This is a genomic window from Enterobacter sp. HG048 (assembly GCF_024702055.1).
GTDB lineage: Bacteria > Pseudomonadota > Gammaproteobacteria > Enterobacterales > Enterobacteriaceae > Enterobacter > Enterobacter dykesii.
Map to the genome: position 1 here is coordinate 658,203 of NZ_JANLIZ010000001.1, position 16,703 is coordinate 674,905.

Genomic DNA, 16,703 nt, shown 5'->3' on the forward strand with positions numbered 1-16,703 from the left:
CTAATTAGGGTCGACAGTAATGATCCCACAGATTTCTCAGGCACCTGGCGTCGTTCAGCTGGTGCTTAATTTTTTGCAGGCACTGGAGCAACAGGGTTTTACAGGTGATACCGCCACGAATTATGCCGACAGGCTGACGATGGCGACCGATAACAGTATCTACCAGCTTCTTCCCGATGCCGTGGTTTTCCCCCGTTCAACGGCCGACGTCGCGCTTATCGCCCGGCTGACCACGCAGGAGCGGTTTGCCTCGCTGGTCTTTACGCCGCGCGGCGGCGGCACCGGGACCAACGGTCAGGCGCTGAACCAGGGCATCATTGTTGATATGTCGCGCTATATGAACCGCATCATTGAGATCAACCCGGAAGAGGGGTGGGTGCGGGTCGAAGCGGGCGTCATCAAAGATCAGCTTAATCAGTATCTCAAGCCGTACGGCTACTTTTTTGCCCCTGAGCTTTCCACCAGCAACCGCGCGACCCTTGGCGGGATGATTAACACGGATGCCTCCGGCCAGGGTTCGCTGGTCTACGGTAAAACCTCCGATCACGTGCTGGGCGTGCGTGCGGTGCTGCTGGGCGGCGATATCCTCGATACCCAGCCGATGCCGGTTGAACTGGCGGAAACGCTGGGCAAAGACAACACCGCCAGCGGGCGCATCTATCGTACCGTGCTGGAACGCTGCCGCGACAACCGCCAGCTTATTCTCGATAAATTCCCTAAACTGAACCGCTTCCTGACCGGGTACGACCTGCGACACGTCTTCAACGATGACCTGACCCAGTTTGATTTAACCCGCGTGCTCACCGGCTCCGAAGGGACGCTGGCGTTTATTACCGAAGCGCGGCTGGATATCACCCGCTTGCCGAAAGTGCGCCGTCTGGTGAACGTCAAATATGACTCCTTCGACTCCGCGCTGCGCAATGCGCCGTTTATGGTGCAAGCGCAGGCGCTGTCGGTGGAGACCGTCGACTCTAAGGTGCTCAATCTTGCCCGGGAAGATATTGTCTGGCACTCCGTAAGCGACCTCATTACCGACGTGCCGGATAAAGAGATGCTCGGTCTCAATATCGTGGAATTTGCCGGCGACGACGCGGAGCTGATCGAACGGCAGGTCACCACGCTCTGCCAGCGTCTGGATGAGCTGATTGCGCAGGGTGAAGGCGGCGTCATCGGCTGGCAGCTCTGTAACGATCTGGCCGGGATCGAGCGTATCTATGCGATGCGTAAAAAAGCCGTGGGTCTGCTCGGCAATGCGAAAGGGGCGGCGAAGCCCATTCCCTTTGCCGAAGATACCTGCGTGCCGCCCGAGCATCTGGCGGATTATATCGTTGAGTTTCGCGCCCTGCTGGACAGCCACGGCCTGAGCTATGGCATGTTCGGCCACGTCGACGCCGGGGTGCTGCACGTGCGTCCGGCGCTGGACATGTGCGACCCGCAGCAGGAGATCCTGATGAAGCAGATCTCCGACGATGTGGTGGCCTTAACCGCCAAATACGGCGGTCTGCTGTGGGGGGAGCATGGGAAAGGGTTCCGCGCGGAGTACAGCCCGGCATTCTTCGGCGAACAGCTCTACGCGGAGCTGCGCAAGGTGAAGGCGGCGTTTGACCCGCATAACCGCCTCAACCCGGGAAAAATCTGCCCGCCTGAGGGTGTTGATGCCCCGATGCTGCAGGTGGATGCCGTCAAGCGCGGCACGTACGACAGACAGATCCCGATTGCGGTGCGCTCGTCCTGGCGCGGCGCGATGGAGTGTAACGGTAACGGCCTGTGCTTTAACTTTGACGTGAAAAGCCCGATGTGCCCGTCGATGAAAATCACCAGCAACCGCATCCATTCGCCGAAAGGGCGGGCGACGCTGGTGCGCGAGTGGCTGCGCCTGCTGGCCGACCGCGGGGTGGATCCGCTCAAGCTGGAGCAGGAGCTGCCGGAAAAACGGGCCAGCCTGCGCTCGCTGATTGAGCGCACCCGCAACAGCTGGCATGCCAACAAGGGCGAGTATGATTTTTCCCATGAGGTTAAAGAGGCGATGTCCGGCTGCCTGGCCTGTAAAGCCTGCTCCACCCAGTGCCCGATTAAAATCGACGTGCCGGAATTCCGCTCGCGTTTCCTGCAGCTTTACCACACCCGATACCTCCGCCCGGTGCGCGACCATCTGGTCGCGACGGTGGAAAGCTACGCGCCGCTGATGGCGCGGGCGCCAAAGACCTTCAACTTCTTTATCAACCAGCCGCTGGTGCGTAAGCTCTCCGAAAAACACATCGGCATGGTCGATCTCCCGCTGCTGTCGGTCCCGTCTCTGCAGCGCCAGCTCGTCGGCCACCGTTCGGCGAACATGACCCTGGAACAGCTGGAGGCGCTCGCTCCGGAGCAAAAAGCCAGTGTGGTGCTGGTGGTGCAGGATCCGTTCACCAGCTACTACGATGCGCAGGTTGTGGCCGATTTCGTCCGTCTGGCGGAGAAGGTGGGTTACCAGCCGGTGGTTCTGCCGTTCTCTCCCAACGGCAAGGCGCAGCACATTAAAGGTTTCCTGAAGCGATTTGCGAAGACCGCGCAGAAAACGTCTGACTTCTTAAACCGCGTGGCGCAGCTCGGGATACCGATGGTCGGCGTCGATCCGGCGCTGGTGCTTTGCTATCGCGATGAATACAGGCAGACGCTGGGCGATAAGCGCGGCGATTTCAACGTCATGCTGGTGCACGAGTGGCTTCCGTTGGCGCTGGCCGATAAGGCCGTTCAGGATGTCAGCGGTGAACCGTGGTATCTGTTCGGCCACTGCACGGAAGTGACCGCGCTGCCGGGTGCCCCCGCGCAGTGGGCTTCTGTCTTTGCCCGCTTCGGTGCGAAGCTGGAGAGCGTCAACGTAGGCTGCTGCGGGATGGCCGGAACCTACGGACACGAAGTGAAAAACCACGCCAGCTCGCTCGGCATCTATGAGCTGTCCTGGCATCAGGCGATGCAGCGTTTGCCGCGAAACCGCTGTCTGGCGACGGGCTACTCCTGCCGCAGCCAGGTAAAACGGGTAGAAGGTAACGGTGTGCGTCACCCATTGCAGGCTTTACTGGAGATAATTGGATGATCTGGAAACGTGCCGTGACGCTGCAGGCGCTGAACGCCATGGGCGAGGGGAATATGGTGGGGCTGCTGGATATCCAGTTCATCCGCATTGGCGACGATGAAATTGAGGCCACCATGCCCGTCGATAGTCGCACCCACCAGCCGTTTGGCCTGTTGCACGGCGGGGCCTCCGTCGTGCTGGCTGAAACGCTGGGCTCGGTGGCTGGCTATCTCTGCACTGAAGGGGAGCAGAAGGTTGTCGGACTTGAGGTGAATGCTAACCACATTCGCTCGGTGCGCAGCGGGCGCGTGCGCGGCGTTTGCCGCGCGCTGCACGCCGGAAGCCGCCATCAGGTGTGGCAGATAGAGATTCTCGATGAGCAGGATCGCCTGTGCTGCTCGTCGCGGCTGACCACGGCGGTTGTGTAAAGTTTTCAGATGTTTTGCCTTTGGTCAAAAACTAGCCAGTCCGTTGTGATATACTGGTCAGGTTTTGTACATAAGCGAGGACATCATGGATACTGAAATAACCCCAACACAGCTGGCAATTGAATATTTACGTCGCGATAAGAGCAACCTGTCTCCGGCGCAGTACCTGAAAAAGCTGAAACAGCTTGAGCTGGAATTTACAGATTTGCTGGCGCTCTCTTCGAATGAACTGAAAGAAGAGATCTACTTTGCCTGGCGGTTGGGCGTTCACGTCCATTGAGTACATGAGAATAAAAGGGCCGCGAGTGCGGCCTTTTTTGTGTCTGAAATTCAGTATCGGGCGGCGGTGACGCCACCCGATATTTTCCTCAGACATTGACGGCGCTAATCAGCCGCGACTTCATGGACTGATATGCAGACGCCGCAAAATCCTCCGCCCAGCGCTGGTCCTCAATCGCCTCCAGCTGAACCGCGCAGTATTTCGTTTCCGGCGTTTTGGAGATGGGATCGAGATTATCCTGGGTCAGCTCGTTGCAGGCGCCAATCCACCATTGATAGGTCATATAGACTGCCCCGGTGTTGATACGCTCGCTAATGCTGGCACGGGTAATCACTTTGCCGCGACGCGAACGCACCCAGACCAGTTGGCCGTCGGTAATGCCCAGTTTGTCCGCATCGGCAGGGTTCAATTGCACCCGGCCCGGCTCATCGGCCAGGCTTTGCAGCGCGGCGCAGTTCCCGGTCATCGAGCGGCAGGAGTAGTGTCCCACTTCACGCACCGTGCACAGCACCAGCGGGAAATCCGCGTCCGGCGTTTCCGCCGGCGCGCGCCACGGTGCGGCAAAGAGCTGCCCTTTACCGGTTGGGGTGTCGAACTGATTGTCTTTGTACAGGTACGGCGTTCCCGGATGATCCAGCGTCGGACACGGCCACTGCACGTGGCCCATCTCGCCCATTTTTTCATACGTCACGCCGTAGAAGAGAGGGCACAGCTCGCGCATCTCATCCCAGATCTGCTGGTTGGAGTCATAGTGCATCGGGTAGCCCATCTCGGTGGCGAGCAGGCTGATGATCGCCCAGTCGCGCTTCACGTTGCCGCTGGCCTCAATGGCTTTACCAAAACGCTGGAACCCGCGATCGGCACAGGTAAAGACGCCGCCGTGTTCACCCCAGGAGGTGGCCGGGAGAAGTACGTCCGCCACTTCTGCCGTTTTGGTCATAAAGATGTCCTGAACCACCACAAAATCGAGCGCCTCAAAACCGCTGCGAACGAGACCGAGATCGGCTTCGGTCTGAAGCGGATCTTCCCCCATGATGTAGTAGGCCTTGACCTTGCCTTCCAGCGCCAGATGGGGCACCTCGGTAATGCGCGTTCCGACCCGATCGTCCATTTTATTGACGTCAATTCCCCAGGCGTCGGCAAACTTCTGCCTGACCGCCGGATCGGTCACATCCTGATAGCCGGGGAACATATTCGGCAGAACGCCCATATCGCAGGCGCCCTGAACGTTGTTTTGTCCGCGCACCGGCCCGACGCCGACGGCAGGGCGACCGAGGTTGCCGGTCAGCAGCGCCAGGCTGGAAAGCCCTTTGACCACATCCACGGCCTGACCAAACTGGGTTACGCCCATCCCCCACATCACGGTGGCGGAAGGGGCCGCCGCGAAGGTGCGCATCGCCTGGCGAACGTCGCGGGCGGGAATGCCGGTAAGATGCTCAACCTTCTCCGGCGCATAGTCTTTCACCGTCTGGCGATAGGCCTCAAGCCCCTCGGTAAAGCGCGCCACGTAGCTTTTGTCGTAGAGCTCCTCTTCCAGCAGCACGTAGCCAAAGGCGTTTACCAGCGCCATGTTGCTGCCGTTTTTCAGCTGCAGATGCTGGTCGGCGATGCGCGCCGTTTCAATGCGCCGCGGATCGCAGACGATAATTTTTGCGCCGTTTTCCCGCGCTTTCAGCACGCGCCGGGCGACGATAGGGTGGGAGTCCGCGCAGTTATAGCCGAACACCAGCAGGCATTTTGAGTTTTCAATATCGTTGATTGAGTTGCTCATCGCGCCGTTGCCGAGCGTTTCCTGTAAACCAGCCACGGAAGGGCCGTGACAGACTCGCGCGCAGCAGTCAACGTTGTTGGTGTTCAGCACCGCGCGGGCAAATTTTTGCATCACATAGTTTGTTTCATTCCCGGTTCCGCGAGAGGATCCGGTGGTCATGATCGACCGCGGCCCGTGCTGCGCTTTAATGCTGCTGAGCTTATGCGCGGTGTAGCGGATAGCCTCTTCCCAGGTAACGGGAGTGAATGCCTCGCCTTTGTGGTAGCGGATCATCGGCTGGGTCAGGCGCGGGGTGAGCAGACGGGTATCGTTGAGGAAGTCCCAGCCGTAAAAGCCTTTCAGACACAGGGTGCCCTGGTTTGTGACGCCCTCTGCCGCTTCGGCACGGATGATACGGTTATTTTCTACGACAAGGTTTAATTTACAGCCTGCACCGCAGTACGGGCAGACGCTGGCGATCTTTTTCATCAATAACAGACCTGTTAAGAAATGAAGCAAAGTTGACTGGAAAACCCAGTCCCGTAAAGGGAGGTAAGCAGGAACCGTGCCAGATTGGCTTTGCTGGTTTTACAGGGTGTTAAGCGGGGAGGGCGCGTGTCATCGTCAGAACATTCGTCAGTTTTGACGATGACACGAGAGCTGGATGAGGGGCCGTGAAATTACAGGTCGTCCATGGTGTAGCCCACGACAATTTCCAGCGTCTTGCGAATCACGTCCGCCTGGACAACGTCGTTAGTCGCTTCCAGCGTCTGAATGAGCCAGAGGATGATCGCTTTGTTGGACAGATGGCCTTCAGAGGCCAGAACACAGCGTACTGCAGTAGAAAAAACAGCGGACTCTTCAGCAAAACGATCGCCTGCATGACGGAAATATTCCGACAGCGCACTGTCTAAAAAAGCAGAGTGGTACTCGGGTTGAAGCTGAATATTTTGTCTCATTTGTTCTCACCGTAGCTGTTAAATTGCAGTCAATGTATTTTTTTGGGGTCGGACGGTTTTCCACTTCCAAATAACGGCACTACATTGTCTTTCTTATCGTTGAGAGGTCCCTCTCTTTTCGTTCGTCCTTGCGCGGTTCTGCGACGTGTAAAAGCGGTGCTGTTTGAACCGATCTCGGCAATCACCACCGCAAGTGTCTCCCGCCGCCGGGGATCCTTTTCATGTTCTTCCATGACCCGCAGACGCTGCAGCAATCCTTCGGTTGTCACTGGCCCCCGCTCTTTCAAAAGAGAGAGAACGGCTTCACCGATAAGCGTGTCGATCAGTTTGTCTGCGTTACTGCTCTTCATATCCTTACCGTTCGAAGAGCAGACCAAGCAGCTTGTGGTAATGCTCTTCCTCTTCCGGGCCATCGGCCTTTTCGAGGCGGCTGAGCAGTTTGGTACAGAGCGATTTGCGATTCAGATTTCGCCCGTCGCTGAGAATTTCAACAACGACCTGGCCCAGCGTCTCCTGCTGGGTAGGAAGCACGGCTTTTTCGAAGTACTGTGCGATTGCTGCTGCGGAATCTGCGACGTAACCTTTCTGCTGCATGTTTCGCTCCTGTAAAATTTTGTAATCACTAACGTTACAATTAAGGTATACATAATTTCTAAATCTGTACACTCAAAATGTACAGATTTTTAATATTTTTATGATATTTTTTATAAAGTTCTTTATTTTCATTTGGTTGTGGGGTTGTTGTGGACCGGTAATGTTACAGGATATATTGTACAAAAAGCTCGGGCGCTGATAAGTTGTACAGCCTGGAAAAAAGCATCATCAAATGCCGTAAATGGTTGAGATGTAAATTATTTGTCAGGCAATTAATGTGCTATAAATGATCCTTATCCACCTTTTTTGTGGCCAAAACCCTAACCCCCAGGAATAGCATGCTCACAACCATCATTTACCGCAGTCATATCTGCGAGGACGTTCCAGTGAAAGCGCTGGAAGCAATGGTCGCTGCTGCAAATAGTAAAAACCGGCAATCCAATATCACGGGGATCCTGCTGTTTAACGGCACACATTTTTTTCAGCTACTTGAAGGGCCAGTGGAAGATGTTTCTGCCATCTATGAGCAGATCTGCAACGACCCGCGCCACCATAATGTGGTAGAGCTGATGCGCGATCACGGACCTGTCCGGCGTTTTGGCAACGCGGGCATGGAGCTTTTTGATTTGCGCCACTTCGACAGGGACGAAGTGCTGCAGCAGGTGCTCAACAGGGGGACGACACGTTATCAGCTGACGTATAACGATCGCCCGCTGCAGTTCTTCCGCACCTTTGTCGAGGCTACGGAAAAAGCGAACTATTTTGAACTGCCCCCAGCGGATTCCTGGGAATTCGTGCGCGAAGAGACGCGTCTGTCCGCGCAGCCCGAGGTGGTTGCGAAAGGGGCGGATTGCAGCTTCGCGTTCCAGCCGATAGTCGATCCGTTTATGCAGCAGGTCGTCTCCTGGGAGGCGCTTCTCCGCACGCCTGACGGCGGCGCACCGGGAGATTACTTTGCCAATCTGCCGCGTGACGAGGTGTATGCCTCTGATTTACACAGCAAGCAGGTGGCGCTCTCAATGGCCAGCGCGCTGGGGCTACAGGAGCAGACGTTATCCCTTAACCTGCTGCCCATGACGCTGGTTAACATCCCCAACGCCGTGGATTTCCTGCTCACCGCGATTGAAGCCAATGGGTTTGTCCCCGAGCAAATTGTGGTGGAGTTCACCGAAAGCGAAGCCATTTCCCGCTTTGATGACTTTACGGACTCGGTCAGGCAGTTAAAAAGCGCGGGTATCAGCGTGACGATCGATCACTTTGGCGCCGGTTTTGCCGGGCTACAGCTGCTGGCTCAGTTCCAGCCGGACAGAATTAAGATTAATCGCGATCTGGTCGCGAACGTGCACAAAAGTGGCCCCCGACAGGCCATTATTCAGGCAATCATCAAATGCTGTGCCTCGCTTGAGATCCAGTTCTGCGCGGTAGGAGTAGAGAAGGCTGAAGAGTGGATGTGGCTGGAATCCGCCGGGATTTCCCAGTTCCAGGGACATCTTTTTGCCAGCCCGCGACACGGCGGTATTCCCCCGATTGCGTGGCCGGAGAAAAAGTCCGACTTTTGATAAAGCTGTACACAATCCGGCAGAGTTAACTGTACGAACGGCAAATTTTATACAACAATGTATTTACAGGTGGATGGGAAAGAACCCCGTTCACCCGTTCAAAATGCGGTCTTAGTTATACAAATGGTGTGTACAATCTGATAAGGTTGGTGCAGTTAGGTATGGAAGTTCTGAGCGTGAGGGAGTTAATGGCCTATTACAGTATCGGCGAAGTGGCCGAACGATGCGGTATCAACCCCGTTACGCTGCGTGCCTGGCAGCGCCGTTATGGATTGTTGAAGCCGCAGCGCAGCGAAGGGGGTCATCGTCAGTTTGACGATGAAGATATCCTGCGTATCGAAGAGATCAAGCGCCTGATGAAAAGCGGCGTTTCGGTCGGAAAAGTCAAAGCCTTGCTGGAAAACAAAGAAGTATTGACGCAGGGCAACTGGGTTTCGTTCCAGGAAGAGATGATGACCGTTCTGCGTTACGCCAGCCCGGCAAAGCTGCGCGCCAAAATGGGCGAATTCCGCCGCGATCACGCGATAGATGCGCTGATTGACAATATTATTTCTCCCGTCCGTCAGCGCATGAATCAGGATCAAAACACCGTGCGTCACATGGCGAGCCTGTTTGACGGCGTTCTGATTGAATTTGCGATTGCAAGCCTGGCGGAGTCCCGCAAAAAAACCGGTAAAGACGCGCTGCTGATTGGCTGGGAATGCGATGACCGCACCCACCTGTGGCTGGAGGCTGCGCGCCTGGCGCAGAAGGGCTGGCACATTGACGTCCTGGCGGAACCCATCGATTCGCCGCGTCCTGAACTGTTTCCCGGGCAAAAAATCTTCGTCTGGACGGGGAAATCACCAACGCCTCGCCAGCAGGAACAGCTCGACCACTGGCGTGAACAGGGATTTGCTGTCTCATTTCATCACTGATCGTAAGAGGCCTTGAGGGCCTTTTTTGTTTTTGTCATTTTCTGAAGAAAATCTATCTCAAAAATAGGCATTTCCGATGCATATTTTACTTTTCTCCTCTTCGTTATGAATGCCGCCACAAAATGCATTATTAATCAATGCATTGAACAAATACATCCATCCTGACTGCATCCTCTCACAGGGTCTATGCTTAATAAAACCAGGCAAAAAGGGCGCTTTAGCCGAATGCCCCTGCTGACAGAGGGTTGAAGTGATAATCGTTATCACTAACATGGTGTTATGCCCTGATGGCTTATCAGATGAGGTGGACCTATGGAACTGCATTCAGAAACCTTTAATCCTGCCGATTTCGCCTGGCGCGGCTTAACGCTCACGCCAGCGGCGGCGGCACATATTCACGAGCTGGTGGCGAAAAAACCCGAGATCCTCGGCGTGCGCCTGGGTGTCAAACAGACCGGCTGCGCGGGCTTCGGCTACGTGATCGACACCGTCACCGAACCCGAGAAAGATGACCTGGTGTTCGAGACTGACGGCGCGAAGCTGTACGTTGCGCTGCAGGCTATGCCCTTTATCGACGGCACCGAAGTGGACTACGTCCGCGAAGGCTTAAACCAGTTATTCAAATTTCATAACCCGAAAGCCCAGAACGAATGCGGCTGTGGCGAAAGCTTTGGGGTATAGGCGGTGCTATGTCTCGTAATACTGAAGCAACGAGTGAAGTAAATACCTGGGGCGGTGGACACCTCAACTATAAAGAGGGGTTCTTCACCCAGCTGCAGACCGATGAGCTGGCGAAAGGCATTAACGAAGATGTCGTGCGGGCGATCTCGGCCAAACGTAACGAGCCCGAGTGGATGCTGGAGTTTCGCCTGAGCGCCTTCCGCGCCTGGCTGGAGATGGAAGAGCCGCACTGGCTGAAAGCGCATTATGACAAGCTGAACTATCAGGATTACAGCTACTACTCTGCGCCTTCCTGCGGCAGCTGTGACGACACCTGCGCCTCGCAGCCCGGCGCGGTGCAGCAAACTGGCGCTGAAAACAGCTTCCTCAGCAAAGAGGTGGAAGAAGCCTTTAACCAGCTTGGCGTGCCCGTTCGCGAAGGGAAAGAGGTGGCGGTAGACGCCATTTTCGACTCCGTCTCGGTGGCGACCACCTACCGCGAGAAGCTGGCGGAGCAGGGGATCATTTTCTGCTCCTTCGGTGAAGCGATTCACGATCATCCGGAACTGGTCAAAAAGTACATTGGGACCGTGGTGCCCTCTAACGACAACTTCTTTGCGGCGCTCAACGCGGCGGTAGCCTCTGACGGCACCTTTATCTATGTGCCGAAAGGCGTGCGCTGTCCGATGGAGCTGTCGACGTATTTCCGTATCAACGCCGAAAAAACCGGCCAGTTCGAACGCACGATTCTGGTCGCGGATGAAGGCAGCTACGTCAGCTACATCGAAGGGTGCTCCGCCCCTGTTCGCGACAGCTACCAGCTGCACGCGGCGGTGGTGGAGGTCATCATCCATAAAGACGCCGAGGTGAAATACTCCACGGTGCAAAACTGGTTCCCCGGCGACGGCAATACCGGCGGTATCCTGAACTTCGTCACCAAGCGCGCGCTGTGCGAAGGTGAAAACAGCAAGATGTCGTGGACCCAGTCTGAAACCGGCTCTGCCATCACCTGGAAATACCCGAGCTGCATCCTGCGCGGGGATAACTCTATCGGTGAGTTTTACTCCGTGGCGCTGACCAGCGGCCATCAGCAGGCCGATACCGGCACCAAGATGATCCACATTGGTAAAAACACCAGGTCGACCATCATCTCGAAAGGGATCTCCGCCGGGCACAGCCAGAACAGCTATCGCGGGCTGGTGAAAATCATGCCGACGGCCACCAATGCGCGAAACTTTACCCAGTGTGACTCGATGCTGATTGGCGCAGACTGCGGGGCGCATACCTTCCCGTACGTTGAGTGCCGTAATAATACGGCCCAGCTTGAGCACGAGGCGACGACGTCGCGGATTGGGGAAGATCAGCTCTTCTACTGCCTGCAGCGCGGGATCAGTGAAGAAGACGCCATCTCGATGATCGTTAACGGCTTCTGTAAGGACGTGTTCTCTGAACTGCCGCTGGAATTTGCCGTTGAAGCCCAGAAACTCCTCGCCATTAGTCTTGAACACAGCGTCGGTTAAGGAAAGCACATGTTAAGCATTAAAGATTTACAGGTCAGCGTAGAAGACAAAGCCATCCTGCGTGGCCTCAATTTTGACGTCAGGCCGGGCGAAGTTCACGCCATCATGGGGCCGAACGGCTCCGGGAAAAGTACGCTTTCTGCGACGCTGGCGGGGCGCGAAGATTATGAGGTAACCCACGGCTCGGTGGAGTTCAACGGTAAAGATCTGCTGGAGATGTCGCCGGAAGACCGCGCGGGCGAGGGCATCTTCATGGCCTTCCAGTACCCGGTCGAAATTCCTGGCGTCAGCAATCAGTTCTTCCTGCAGACGGCGCTGAATGCGGTGCGCAAGTATCGCGGCCTGGAGGCGCTGGACCGCTTTGACTTCCAGGATTTAATGGAAGAGAAAATCAAGCTGCTGAAAATGCCGGAAGATTTGCTCACCCGCTCGGTGAACGTCGGTTTTTCCGGCGGCGAGAAAAAGCGTAACGACATTCTGCAGATGGCCGTGCTGGAGCCCGAACTGTGCATTCTGGATGAGACCGACTCCGGTCTGGATATCGACGCCCTGAAGATTGTCGCTGACGGGGTGAACTCCCTGCGCGACGGCAAGCGTTCGTTCATTATCGTCACCCACTACCAGCGCATTCTGGACTACATCAAGCCGGATTATGTCCACGTGCTTTACCAGGGGCGTATTGTGAAATCCGGAGATTTCACGCTGGTTAAACAACTGGAGGAGCAGGGCTATGGCTGGCTTACCGAACAGCAGTAATGCGCTCCAGCAGTGGCACCGGCTGTTTGAAGCCCAGGGCGGCACGCGCTCTGAGCAGGCGCAGCAGCATCTGCAGCAGATGCTGCGTCTCGGCCTGCCGACGCGTAAGCATGAGAACTGGAAATACACCCCGCTTGATGGCCTGCTGAACGCCGAGTTTGTGACCCGTCTGGCGGATCTCACCCCGGCGCAGCGTGACGCGCTGGCCGTAAACGTGGATGCCGCGCGCCTGGTGTTTGTCGACGGTGAGTTCCGTCCGGAGCTGAGCGACGCCCTTCAGGGGAGCGGATTTGAGATTGAGATAAACGACGATCGCCAGCCCCTGAGCGCCCCGGTTCAGCCTGAGGTTTTCCTCCACCTGACCGAGAGCCTGGCCCGCAGCGTGACGCACATCCGCGTCAAGCGTAACCAGCGTCCGGCAAAACCGCTGCTGCTGATGCACATCACTCAGGGTCTGGACGGCGACGAAATCAACACCGCGCACTATCGCCACCATCTTGAGCTGGCGGAGGGAGCGGAGGCCACGGTAATCGAACATTACGTCAGCCTCAACGATGTCCGGCACTTTACCGGATCGCGTCTGACGATGAACGTTGCCGCCAATGCTCAGCTTCACCACGTCAAGCTGGCGTTTGAAAATGCGCAGAGCCACCACTTTGCCCATAACGACATTGTGCTGGGTCAGGATGCCGCGGCGTACAGCCACAGCTTCCTGCTCGGCGGGTCGGTATTGCGCCACAATACCAGCACGCAGCTTAACGGTGAAAACACCACGCTGCGCATCAACAGCCTGGCGATGCCGGTTAAATCTGAGGTGTGCGACACGCGCACCTGGCTTGAGCACAACAAAGGCTACTGCAACAGCCGCCAGCTGCACAAAACTATCGTGAGTGATAAAGGGCGCGCGGTATTTAACGGACTGATTAACGTGGCGAAGCACGCCATTAAAACCGACGGGCAGATGACCAACAACAATCTGCTGTTAGGTCGCCTGGCGGAAGTGGACACCAAACCGCAGCTGGAGATCTACGCCGACGACGTGAAGTGCAGCCACGGTGCGACGGTTGGGCGCATCGACGACGAGCAGATGTTCTACCTGCGTTCCCGCGGTATCGACCAGCAGGCGGCGCAGAAAATGATTATCTATGCGTTTGCCGCCGAATTGACGGAAGCGCTGAACGATGGTCAGTTGAAACAGCAGGTGCTGGCGCGTATCGGTCAGCGTCTGCCTGGAGGCGAAGCATGAGTTTTCCCGTCGAGAAAGTACGGGCAGATTTTCCGGTTCTGACCCGTGAAGTGAATGGTCTTCCGCTGGCCTATCTGGACAGCGCGGCGAGCGCGCAGAAGCCGAACCAAGTAGTGGATGCGGAAGCCGAGTTTTATCGCCACGGCTACGCCGCCGTGCATCGCGGTATCCATACCCTGAGCGCCGAGGCGACCCAGCGTATGGAAAACGTGCGCACGCAGATTGCCGCCTTCCTCAATGCGAAATCGCCAGAAGAGCTGGTCTTCGTGCGCGGAACCACCGAAGGGATCAACCTTGTCGCTAACAGCTGGGGCAACGCGCAGGTCCACGCGGGGGATAACATCATCATCACCCAGATGGAGCACCATGCCAATATCGTGCCGTGGCAGATGCTCTGCGAGCGCGTTGGCGCGCAATTGCGGGTCATTCCGCTCAACGTTGACGGGACGCTGCAGCTCGAGCAGCTCGACGCACTGCTGGATGACCGCACGCGGCTGGTGGCGGTCACCCAGGTCTCTAACGTGCTCGGGACTGAAAACCCGGTGGCAGAGATTATCGAAAAAGCCCACCAGGCCGGCGCGAAGGTGCTGATTGACGGTGCCCAGGCGGTGATGCACCACGCGGTTGACGTTCAGGCGCTGGACTGTGATTTCTACGTCTTTTCCGGCCACAAGCTCTACGGGCCGACCGGGATTGGCGTGCTGTACGTGAAAGAAGACATCCTGCAGGCGATGCCGCCGTGGGAAGGGGGCGGGTCGATGATCGCCACCGTCAGCCTGACGAAAGGCACCACCTACGCGCGCGCACCGTGGCGTTTTGAGGCGGGTACGCCCAACACCGGCGGGATTATCGGGCTGGGGGCGGCGGTTTCCTACGTCTCCGCGATCGGCCTTGATAGCATTCAGGAGTACGAACAGCTGCTGATGCACTATGCGCTTGCCGAGCTTGCCAGCGTGCCGGATCTGACCCTTTACGGGCCTGCCGACCGGCAAGGAGTGATCGCGTTTAATCTCGGGAAACATCACGCCTATGACGTGGGCAGTTTCCTCGATAACTACGGCGTGGCGGTGCGTACCGGGCACCACTGCGCCATGCCGCTGATGGCGTTTTACCAGGTGCCGGCAATGTGCCGCGCGTCGCTGGTGATGTACAACACAACGGAAGAAGTCGACAGGCTGGTGGCGGGGCTTAAGCGCATTCACCAGCTGCTGGGCTAACGGAGAGGCAAAAGATGGCAGAGCTGCCGGACAGAGACAAATTGCTGCGCAACTTTGGGCGTTGCGTAAACTGGGAAGAGAAGTACCTTTATATCATCGAGCTGGGGCAGCGTCTGCCGCCGCTCGGTGAAGAGGCGCATAACCCGGAAAACAGTATTCAGGGCTGTCAGAGCCAGGTGTGGATTGTGATGGAACAGTCTGACGACGGCACGATAGCACTGCACGGCGACAGCGATGCGGCCATTGTAAAAGGGCTTATTGCGGTCGTCTTTATTCTTTACCACCGGATGTCGGCGCAGGATATTGTCGCGTTTGACGTCCGCCCGTGGTTTGAAAAAATGGCCCTGACCCAACACCTCACCCCGTCACGCTCCCAGGGACTGGAAGCGATGATTCGCGCGATTCGCGCCAAAGCTGCAATCCTTAGCTAGACTTACTGAACAGCATTCATTCTGTTTCGCGAGGTGGTTCCCGCCTCGCTGGTTTTTCAGCTTTCTGGCGTCCTGCCAGTGAATAAGGAATCTCAGCATGAAGCGCGCGTCTCTCATAACTCTATTACTCCTCAGTTCGCTCGGCGCACTTAATTCGGCCCGCGCGATGGACTATCCGTTGCCGCCCGCAGGCAGTCGCCTGATTGGGCAAAATCAAACCTACACGATACAGGAAGGGGATAATAAGCTGCAGACCATCGCCCGCCGGTTTAATACCGCGGCGCAGGTGATCCTGGAAACGAACAATACCATAGCGCCGGTCAACCCGGCGCCGGGAACCGTCATTACCATCCCGTCGCAGATGCTGCTGCCGGACACGCCGCGCGAGGGGATTGTGGTGAACCTCGCTGAGCTGCGGCTCTACTACTTCCCGCCTGGAGAAAATATCGTTCAGGTCTTCCCGCTCGGCATCGGACAGCTGGGGCTGGAAACACCGGTCACGACCACGCGCGTAAGTCAGAAAATCCCGAATCCCACCTGGACACCCACGCCGGGCATCAGAGCACGCTCTCTGGAACAGGGAATTAAATTACCTCCGGTGGTGCCTGCCGGGCCAAATAACCCGCTGGGACGCTTCGCACTGCGTCTGGGCGTGGGCAATGGGGAATATCTTATCCACGGTACCAGCGCGCCGGACAGCGTTGGCCTGCGGGTCAGCTCCGGCTGTATGCGGATGAACGCCCCGGACATTAAGGCCCTGTTCGAACAGGTGCGGGTTGGCACGCGGGTACAGATTATCAATGAACCCGTGAAGTTCTCCGTGGAGCCGGATGGTAAACGCTATATTGAAGTCCATCGCCCGCTGGCCCAGGTTGAGGGAGAAAATCCGCAGGTCTCGCCTATTTCCCATTCCGCAGACTTTGCGACCTTTGTTTCTCAGGCGGGAAGCGATAAGGCGCTAATTGAGAAAGCCCTGTCACGTCGCGCCGGGATCCCGGTTATCGTGTCGTCAGGTAGCGGCCCGTCGGCCAGCAATAACGTGCTGTCCGTGCAGAACAGTCGGGTGTCCGCTGCGGTAGCGGAAGATGAAGGGGAGAAGGTGACGCAGTAGCCGTTTGACGCAGGCAAAAAAAATGGCGCACAATGTGCGCCATTTTATTAACAGGTACTATTACTTACGGTATTTAGTAGCCTGGTTGTCCAAACGCTGGTTAGCGCGAGCTGCGTCGTCTTTAGCAGCCTGAACGTCGGAACGCATTGCGTTCACGTCGTTGCTCAGCTGGTCAACTTTAGCGTTCAGAGTCTGAACGTCAGAAGACAGCTGATCGATT

At 56.8% G+C, this 16,703-nt stretch carries 17 protein-coding genes; 12 read left to right on the top strand and 5 right to left on the bottom strand.

Annotated elements, in window-relative coordinates; translation table 11 throughout:
- Nucleotides 1-19 precede the first annotated feature (19 nt).
- The 3 genes from NUX24_RS03235 to NUX24_RS03245 all read left to right on the top strand — a co-directional run bounded on the left by NUX24_RS03235 (nucleotide 20) and on the right by NUX24_RS03245 (nucleotide 3,763).
- The gene (locus NUX24_RS03235; RefSeq protein ID WP_257829869.1) at nucleotides 20-3,076 is read left to right on the top strand and encodes an FAD-binding and (Fe-S)-binding domain-containing protein; all 3,057 of its coding nucleotides are present in this window, start codon (nucleotides 20-22) and stop codon (nucleotides 3,074-3,076) included.
- Nucleotides 3,073-3,483, top strand: coding sequence for a 1,4-dihydroxy-2-naphthoyl-CoA hydrolase (gene menI, locus NUX24_RS03240; protein ID WP_126328330.1), 411 nt, complete (start codon nucleotides 3,073-3,075; stop codon nucleotides 3,481-3,483). Before NUX24_RS03235 ends, menI begins: the two co-directional genes overlap by 4 nt.
- Before the next feature lie 85 nt (nucleotides 3,484-3,568).
- The gene (locus NUX24_RS03245; protein ID WP_003857766.1) at nucleotides 3,569-3,763 is read left to right on the top strand and encodes a YdiH family protein; all 195 of its coding nucleotides are present in this window, start codon (nucleotides 3,569-3,571) and stop codon (nucleotides 3,761-3,763) included.
- Nucleotides 3,764-3,851: 88 nt separating this feature from the next.
- On the opposite strand, the gene fdhF is transcribed toward NUX24_RS03245, so the two are convergent.
- The 4 genes from fdhF to ycgZ form a co-directional block, all read right to left on the bottom strand.
- Nucleotides 3,852-6,002, bottom strand: coding sequence for a formate dehydrogenase subunit alpha (fdhF, locus tag NUX24_RS03250; protein ID WP_047651393.1), 2,151 nt, complete (start codon nucleotides 6,000-6,002; stop codon nucleotides 3,852-3,854).
- 191 nt (nucleotides 6,003-6,193) lie between these two features.
- Entirely contained in the window at nucleotides 6,194-6,472 is a 279-nt protein-coding gene (locus NUX24_RS03255; protein ID WP_023617825.1) for a biofilm development regulator YmgB/AriR family protein, read from the bottom strand.
- A gap of 29 nt (nucleotides 6,473-6,501) precedes the next feature.
- A complete protein-coding gene (locus tag NUX24_RS03260) occupies nucleotides 6,502-6,822 on the bottom strand; it encodes a hypothetical protein (RefSeq protein WP_047651394.1) in 321 nt (106 codons plus the stop codon).
- 4 nt (nucleotides 6,823-6,826) lie between these two features.
- The gene (gene ycgZ / locus NUX24_RS03265) at nucleotides 6,827-7,066 is read right to left on the bottom strand and encodes a regulatory protein YcgZ (RefSeq protein ID WP_023311324.1); all 240 of its coding nucleotides are present in this window, start codon (nucleotides 7,064-7,066) and stop codon (nucleotides 6,827-6,829) included.
- 338 nt (nucleotides 7,067-7,404) lie between these two features.
- Between ycgZ and NUX24_RS03270 the strand changes: the two genes are divergently transcribed.
- From NUX24_RS03270 to NUX24_RS03310, 9 genes are all read left to right on the top strand, one after another.
- Entirely contained in the window at nucleotides 7,405-8,625 is a 1,221-nt protein-coding gene (locus NUX24_RS03270; protein WP_257829900.1) for a diguanylate phosphodiesterase, read from the top strand.
- Between the two features lie 188 nt (nucleotides 8,626-8,813).
- Nucleotides 8,814-9,542, top strand: a complete 729-nt coding sequence (locus tag NUX24_RS03275) for a MerR family transcriptional regulator (protein WP_047651396.1) — start codon at nucleotides 8,814-8,816, stop codon at nucleotides 9,540-9,542.
- Nucleotides 9,543-9,854: 312 nt separating this feature from the next.
- Nucleotides 9,855-10,223: a Fe-S cluster assembly scaffold SufA gene (gene sufA, locus NUX24_RS03280; protein ID WP_257829923.1), complete on the top strand. Its 369-nt coding sequence runs from the start codon at nucleotides 9,855-9,857 to the stop codon at nucleotides 10,221-10,223.
- A gap of 8 nt (nucleotides 10,224-10,231) precedes the next feature.
- On the top strand, nucleotides 10,232-11,722 hold the full coding sequence (gene sufB / locus NUX24_RS03285) for a Fe-S cluster assembly protein SufB (RefSeq protein ID WP_047651397.1): 1,491 nt from the start codon (nucleotides 10,232-10,234) through the stop codon (nucleotides 11,720-11,722).
- 9 nt (nucleotides 11,723-11,731) lie between these two features.
- Nucleotides 11,732-12,478 (top strand): Fe-S cluster assembly ATPase SufC, encoded by a 747-nt coding sequence (gene sufC, locus NUX24_RS03290; protein ID WP_033145303.1) that lies wholly within the window; start codon nucleotides 11,732-11,734, stop codon nucleotides 12,476-12,478.
- A complete protein-coding gene (gene sufD / locus NUX24_RS03295) occupies nucleotides 12,453-13,724 on the top strand; it encodes a Fe-S cluster assembly protein SufD (RefSeq protein WP_257829932.1) in 1,272 nt (423 codons plus the stop codon). Before sufC ends, sufD begins: the two co-directional genes overlap by 26 nt.
- Complete coding sequence (sufS, locus tag NUX24_RS03300) at nucleotides 13,721-14,941, top strand: cysteine desulfurase SufS (protein ID WP_047651400.1); 1,221 nt, start codon at nucleotides 13,721-13,723, stop codon at nucleotides 14,939-14,941. Before sufD ends, sufS begins: the two co-directional genes overlap by 4 nt.
- 14 nt (nucleotides 14,942-14,955) lie before the next feature.
- Nucleotides 14,956-15,372, top strand: coding sequence for a cysteine desulfuration protein SufE (gene sufE / locus NUX24_RS03305; RefSeq protein ID WP_257829941.1), 417 nt, complete (start codon nucleotides 14,956-14,958; stop codon nucleotides 15,370-15,372).
- 97 nt (nucleotides 15,373-15,469) lie between these two features.
- Nucleotides 15,470-16,483, top strand: coding sequence for a L,D-transpeptidase family protein (locus tag NUX24_RS03310; RefSeq protein WP_047651401.1), 1,014 nt, complete (start codon nucleotides 15,470-15,472; stop codon nucleotides 16,481-16,483).
- Nucleotides 16,484-16,543: 60 nt separating this feature from the next.
- On the opposite strand, the gene lpp is transcribed toward NUX24_RS03310, so the two are convergent.
- Nucleotides 16,544-16,703: murein lipoprotein Lpp (gene lpp, locus NUX24_RS03315; RefSeq protein ID WP_128568790.1), on the bottom strand; the 160-nt coding region annotated here is incomplete at its 5' end.

Bases quoted from the DNA above. Each gene is read 5' to 3' on its own strand.
- NUX24_RS03235 (WP_257829869.1), top strand. From the start codon at position 20: ATGATCCCACAGATTTCTCAGGCACCTGGCGTCGTTCAGCTGGTGCTT.
- menI (WP_126328330.1), top strand. From the start codon at position 3,073: ATGATCTGGAAACGTGCCGTGACGCTGCAGGCGCTGAACGCCATGGGC.
- NUX24_RS03245 (WP_003857766.1), top strand. From the start codon at position 3,569: ATGGATACTGAAATAACCCCAACACAGCTGGCAATTGAATATTTACGT.
- fdhF (WP_047651393.1), bottom strand. From the start codon at position 6,002: ATGAAAAAGATCGCCAGCGTCTGCCCGTACTGCGGTGCAGGCTGTAAA.
- NUX24_RS03255 (WP_023617825.1), bottom strand. From the start codon at position 6,472: ATGAGACAAAATATTCAGCTTCAACCCGAGTACCACTCTGCTTTTTTA.
- NUX24_RS03260 (WP_047651394.1), bottom strand. From the start codon at position 6,822: ATGAAGAGCAGTAACGCAGACAAACTGATCGACACGCTTATCGGTGAA.
- ycgZ (WP_023311324.1), bottom strand. From the start codon at position 7,066: ATGCAGCAGAAAGGTTACGTCGCAGATTCCGCAGCAGCAATCGCACAG.
- NUX24_RS03270 (WP_257829900.1), top strand. From the start codon at position 7,405: ATGCTCACAACCATCATTTACCGCAGTCATATCTGCGAGGACGTTCCA.
- NUX24_RS03275 (WP_047651396.1), top strand. From the start codon at position 8,814: ATGGCCTATTACAGTATCGGCGAAGTGGCCGAACGATGCGGTATCAAC.
- sufA (WP_257829923.1), top strand. From the start codon at position 9,855: ATGGAACTGCATTCAGAAACCTTTAATCCTGCCGATTTCGCCTGGCGC.
- sufB (WP_047651397.1), top strand. From the start codon at position 10,232: ATGTCTCGTAATACTGAAGCAACGAGTGAAGTAAATACCTGGGGCGGT.
- sufC (WP_033145303.1), top strand. From the start codon at position 11,732: ATGTTAAGCATTAAAGATTTACAGGTCAGCGTAGAAGACAAAGCCATC.
- sufD (WP_257829932.1), top strand. From the start codon at position 12,453: ATGGCTGGCTTACCGAACAGCAGTAATGCGCTCCAGCAGTGGCACCGG.
- sufS (WP_047651400.1), top strand. From the start codon at position 13,721: ATGAGTTTTCCCGTCGAGAAAGTACGGGCAGATTTTCCGGTTCTGACC.
- sufE (WP_257829941.1), top strand. From the start codon at position 14,956: ATGGCAGAGCTGCCGGACAGAGACAAATTGCTGCGCAACTTTGGGCGT.
- NUX24_RS03310 (WP_047651401.1), top strand. From the start codon at position 15,470: ATGAAGCGCGCGTCTCTCATAACTCTATTACTCCTCAGTTCGCTCGGC.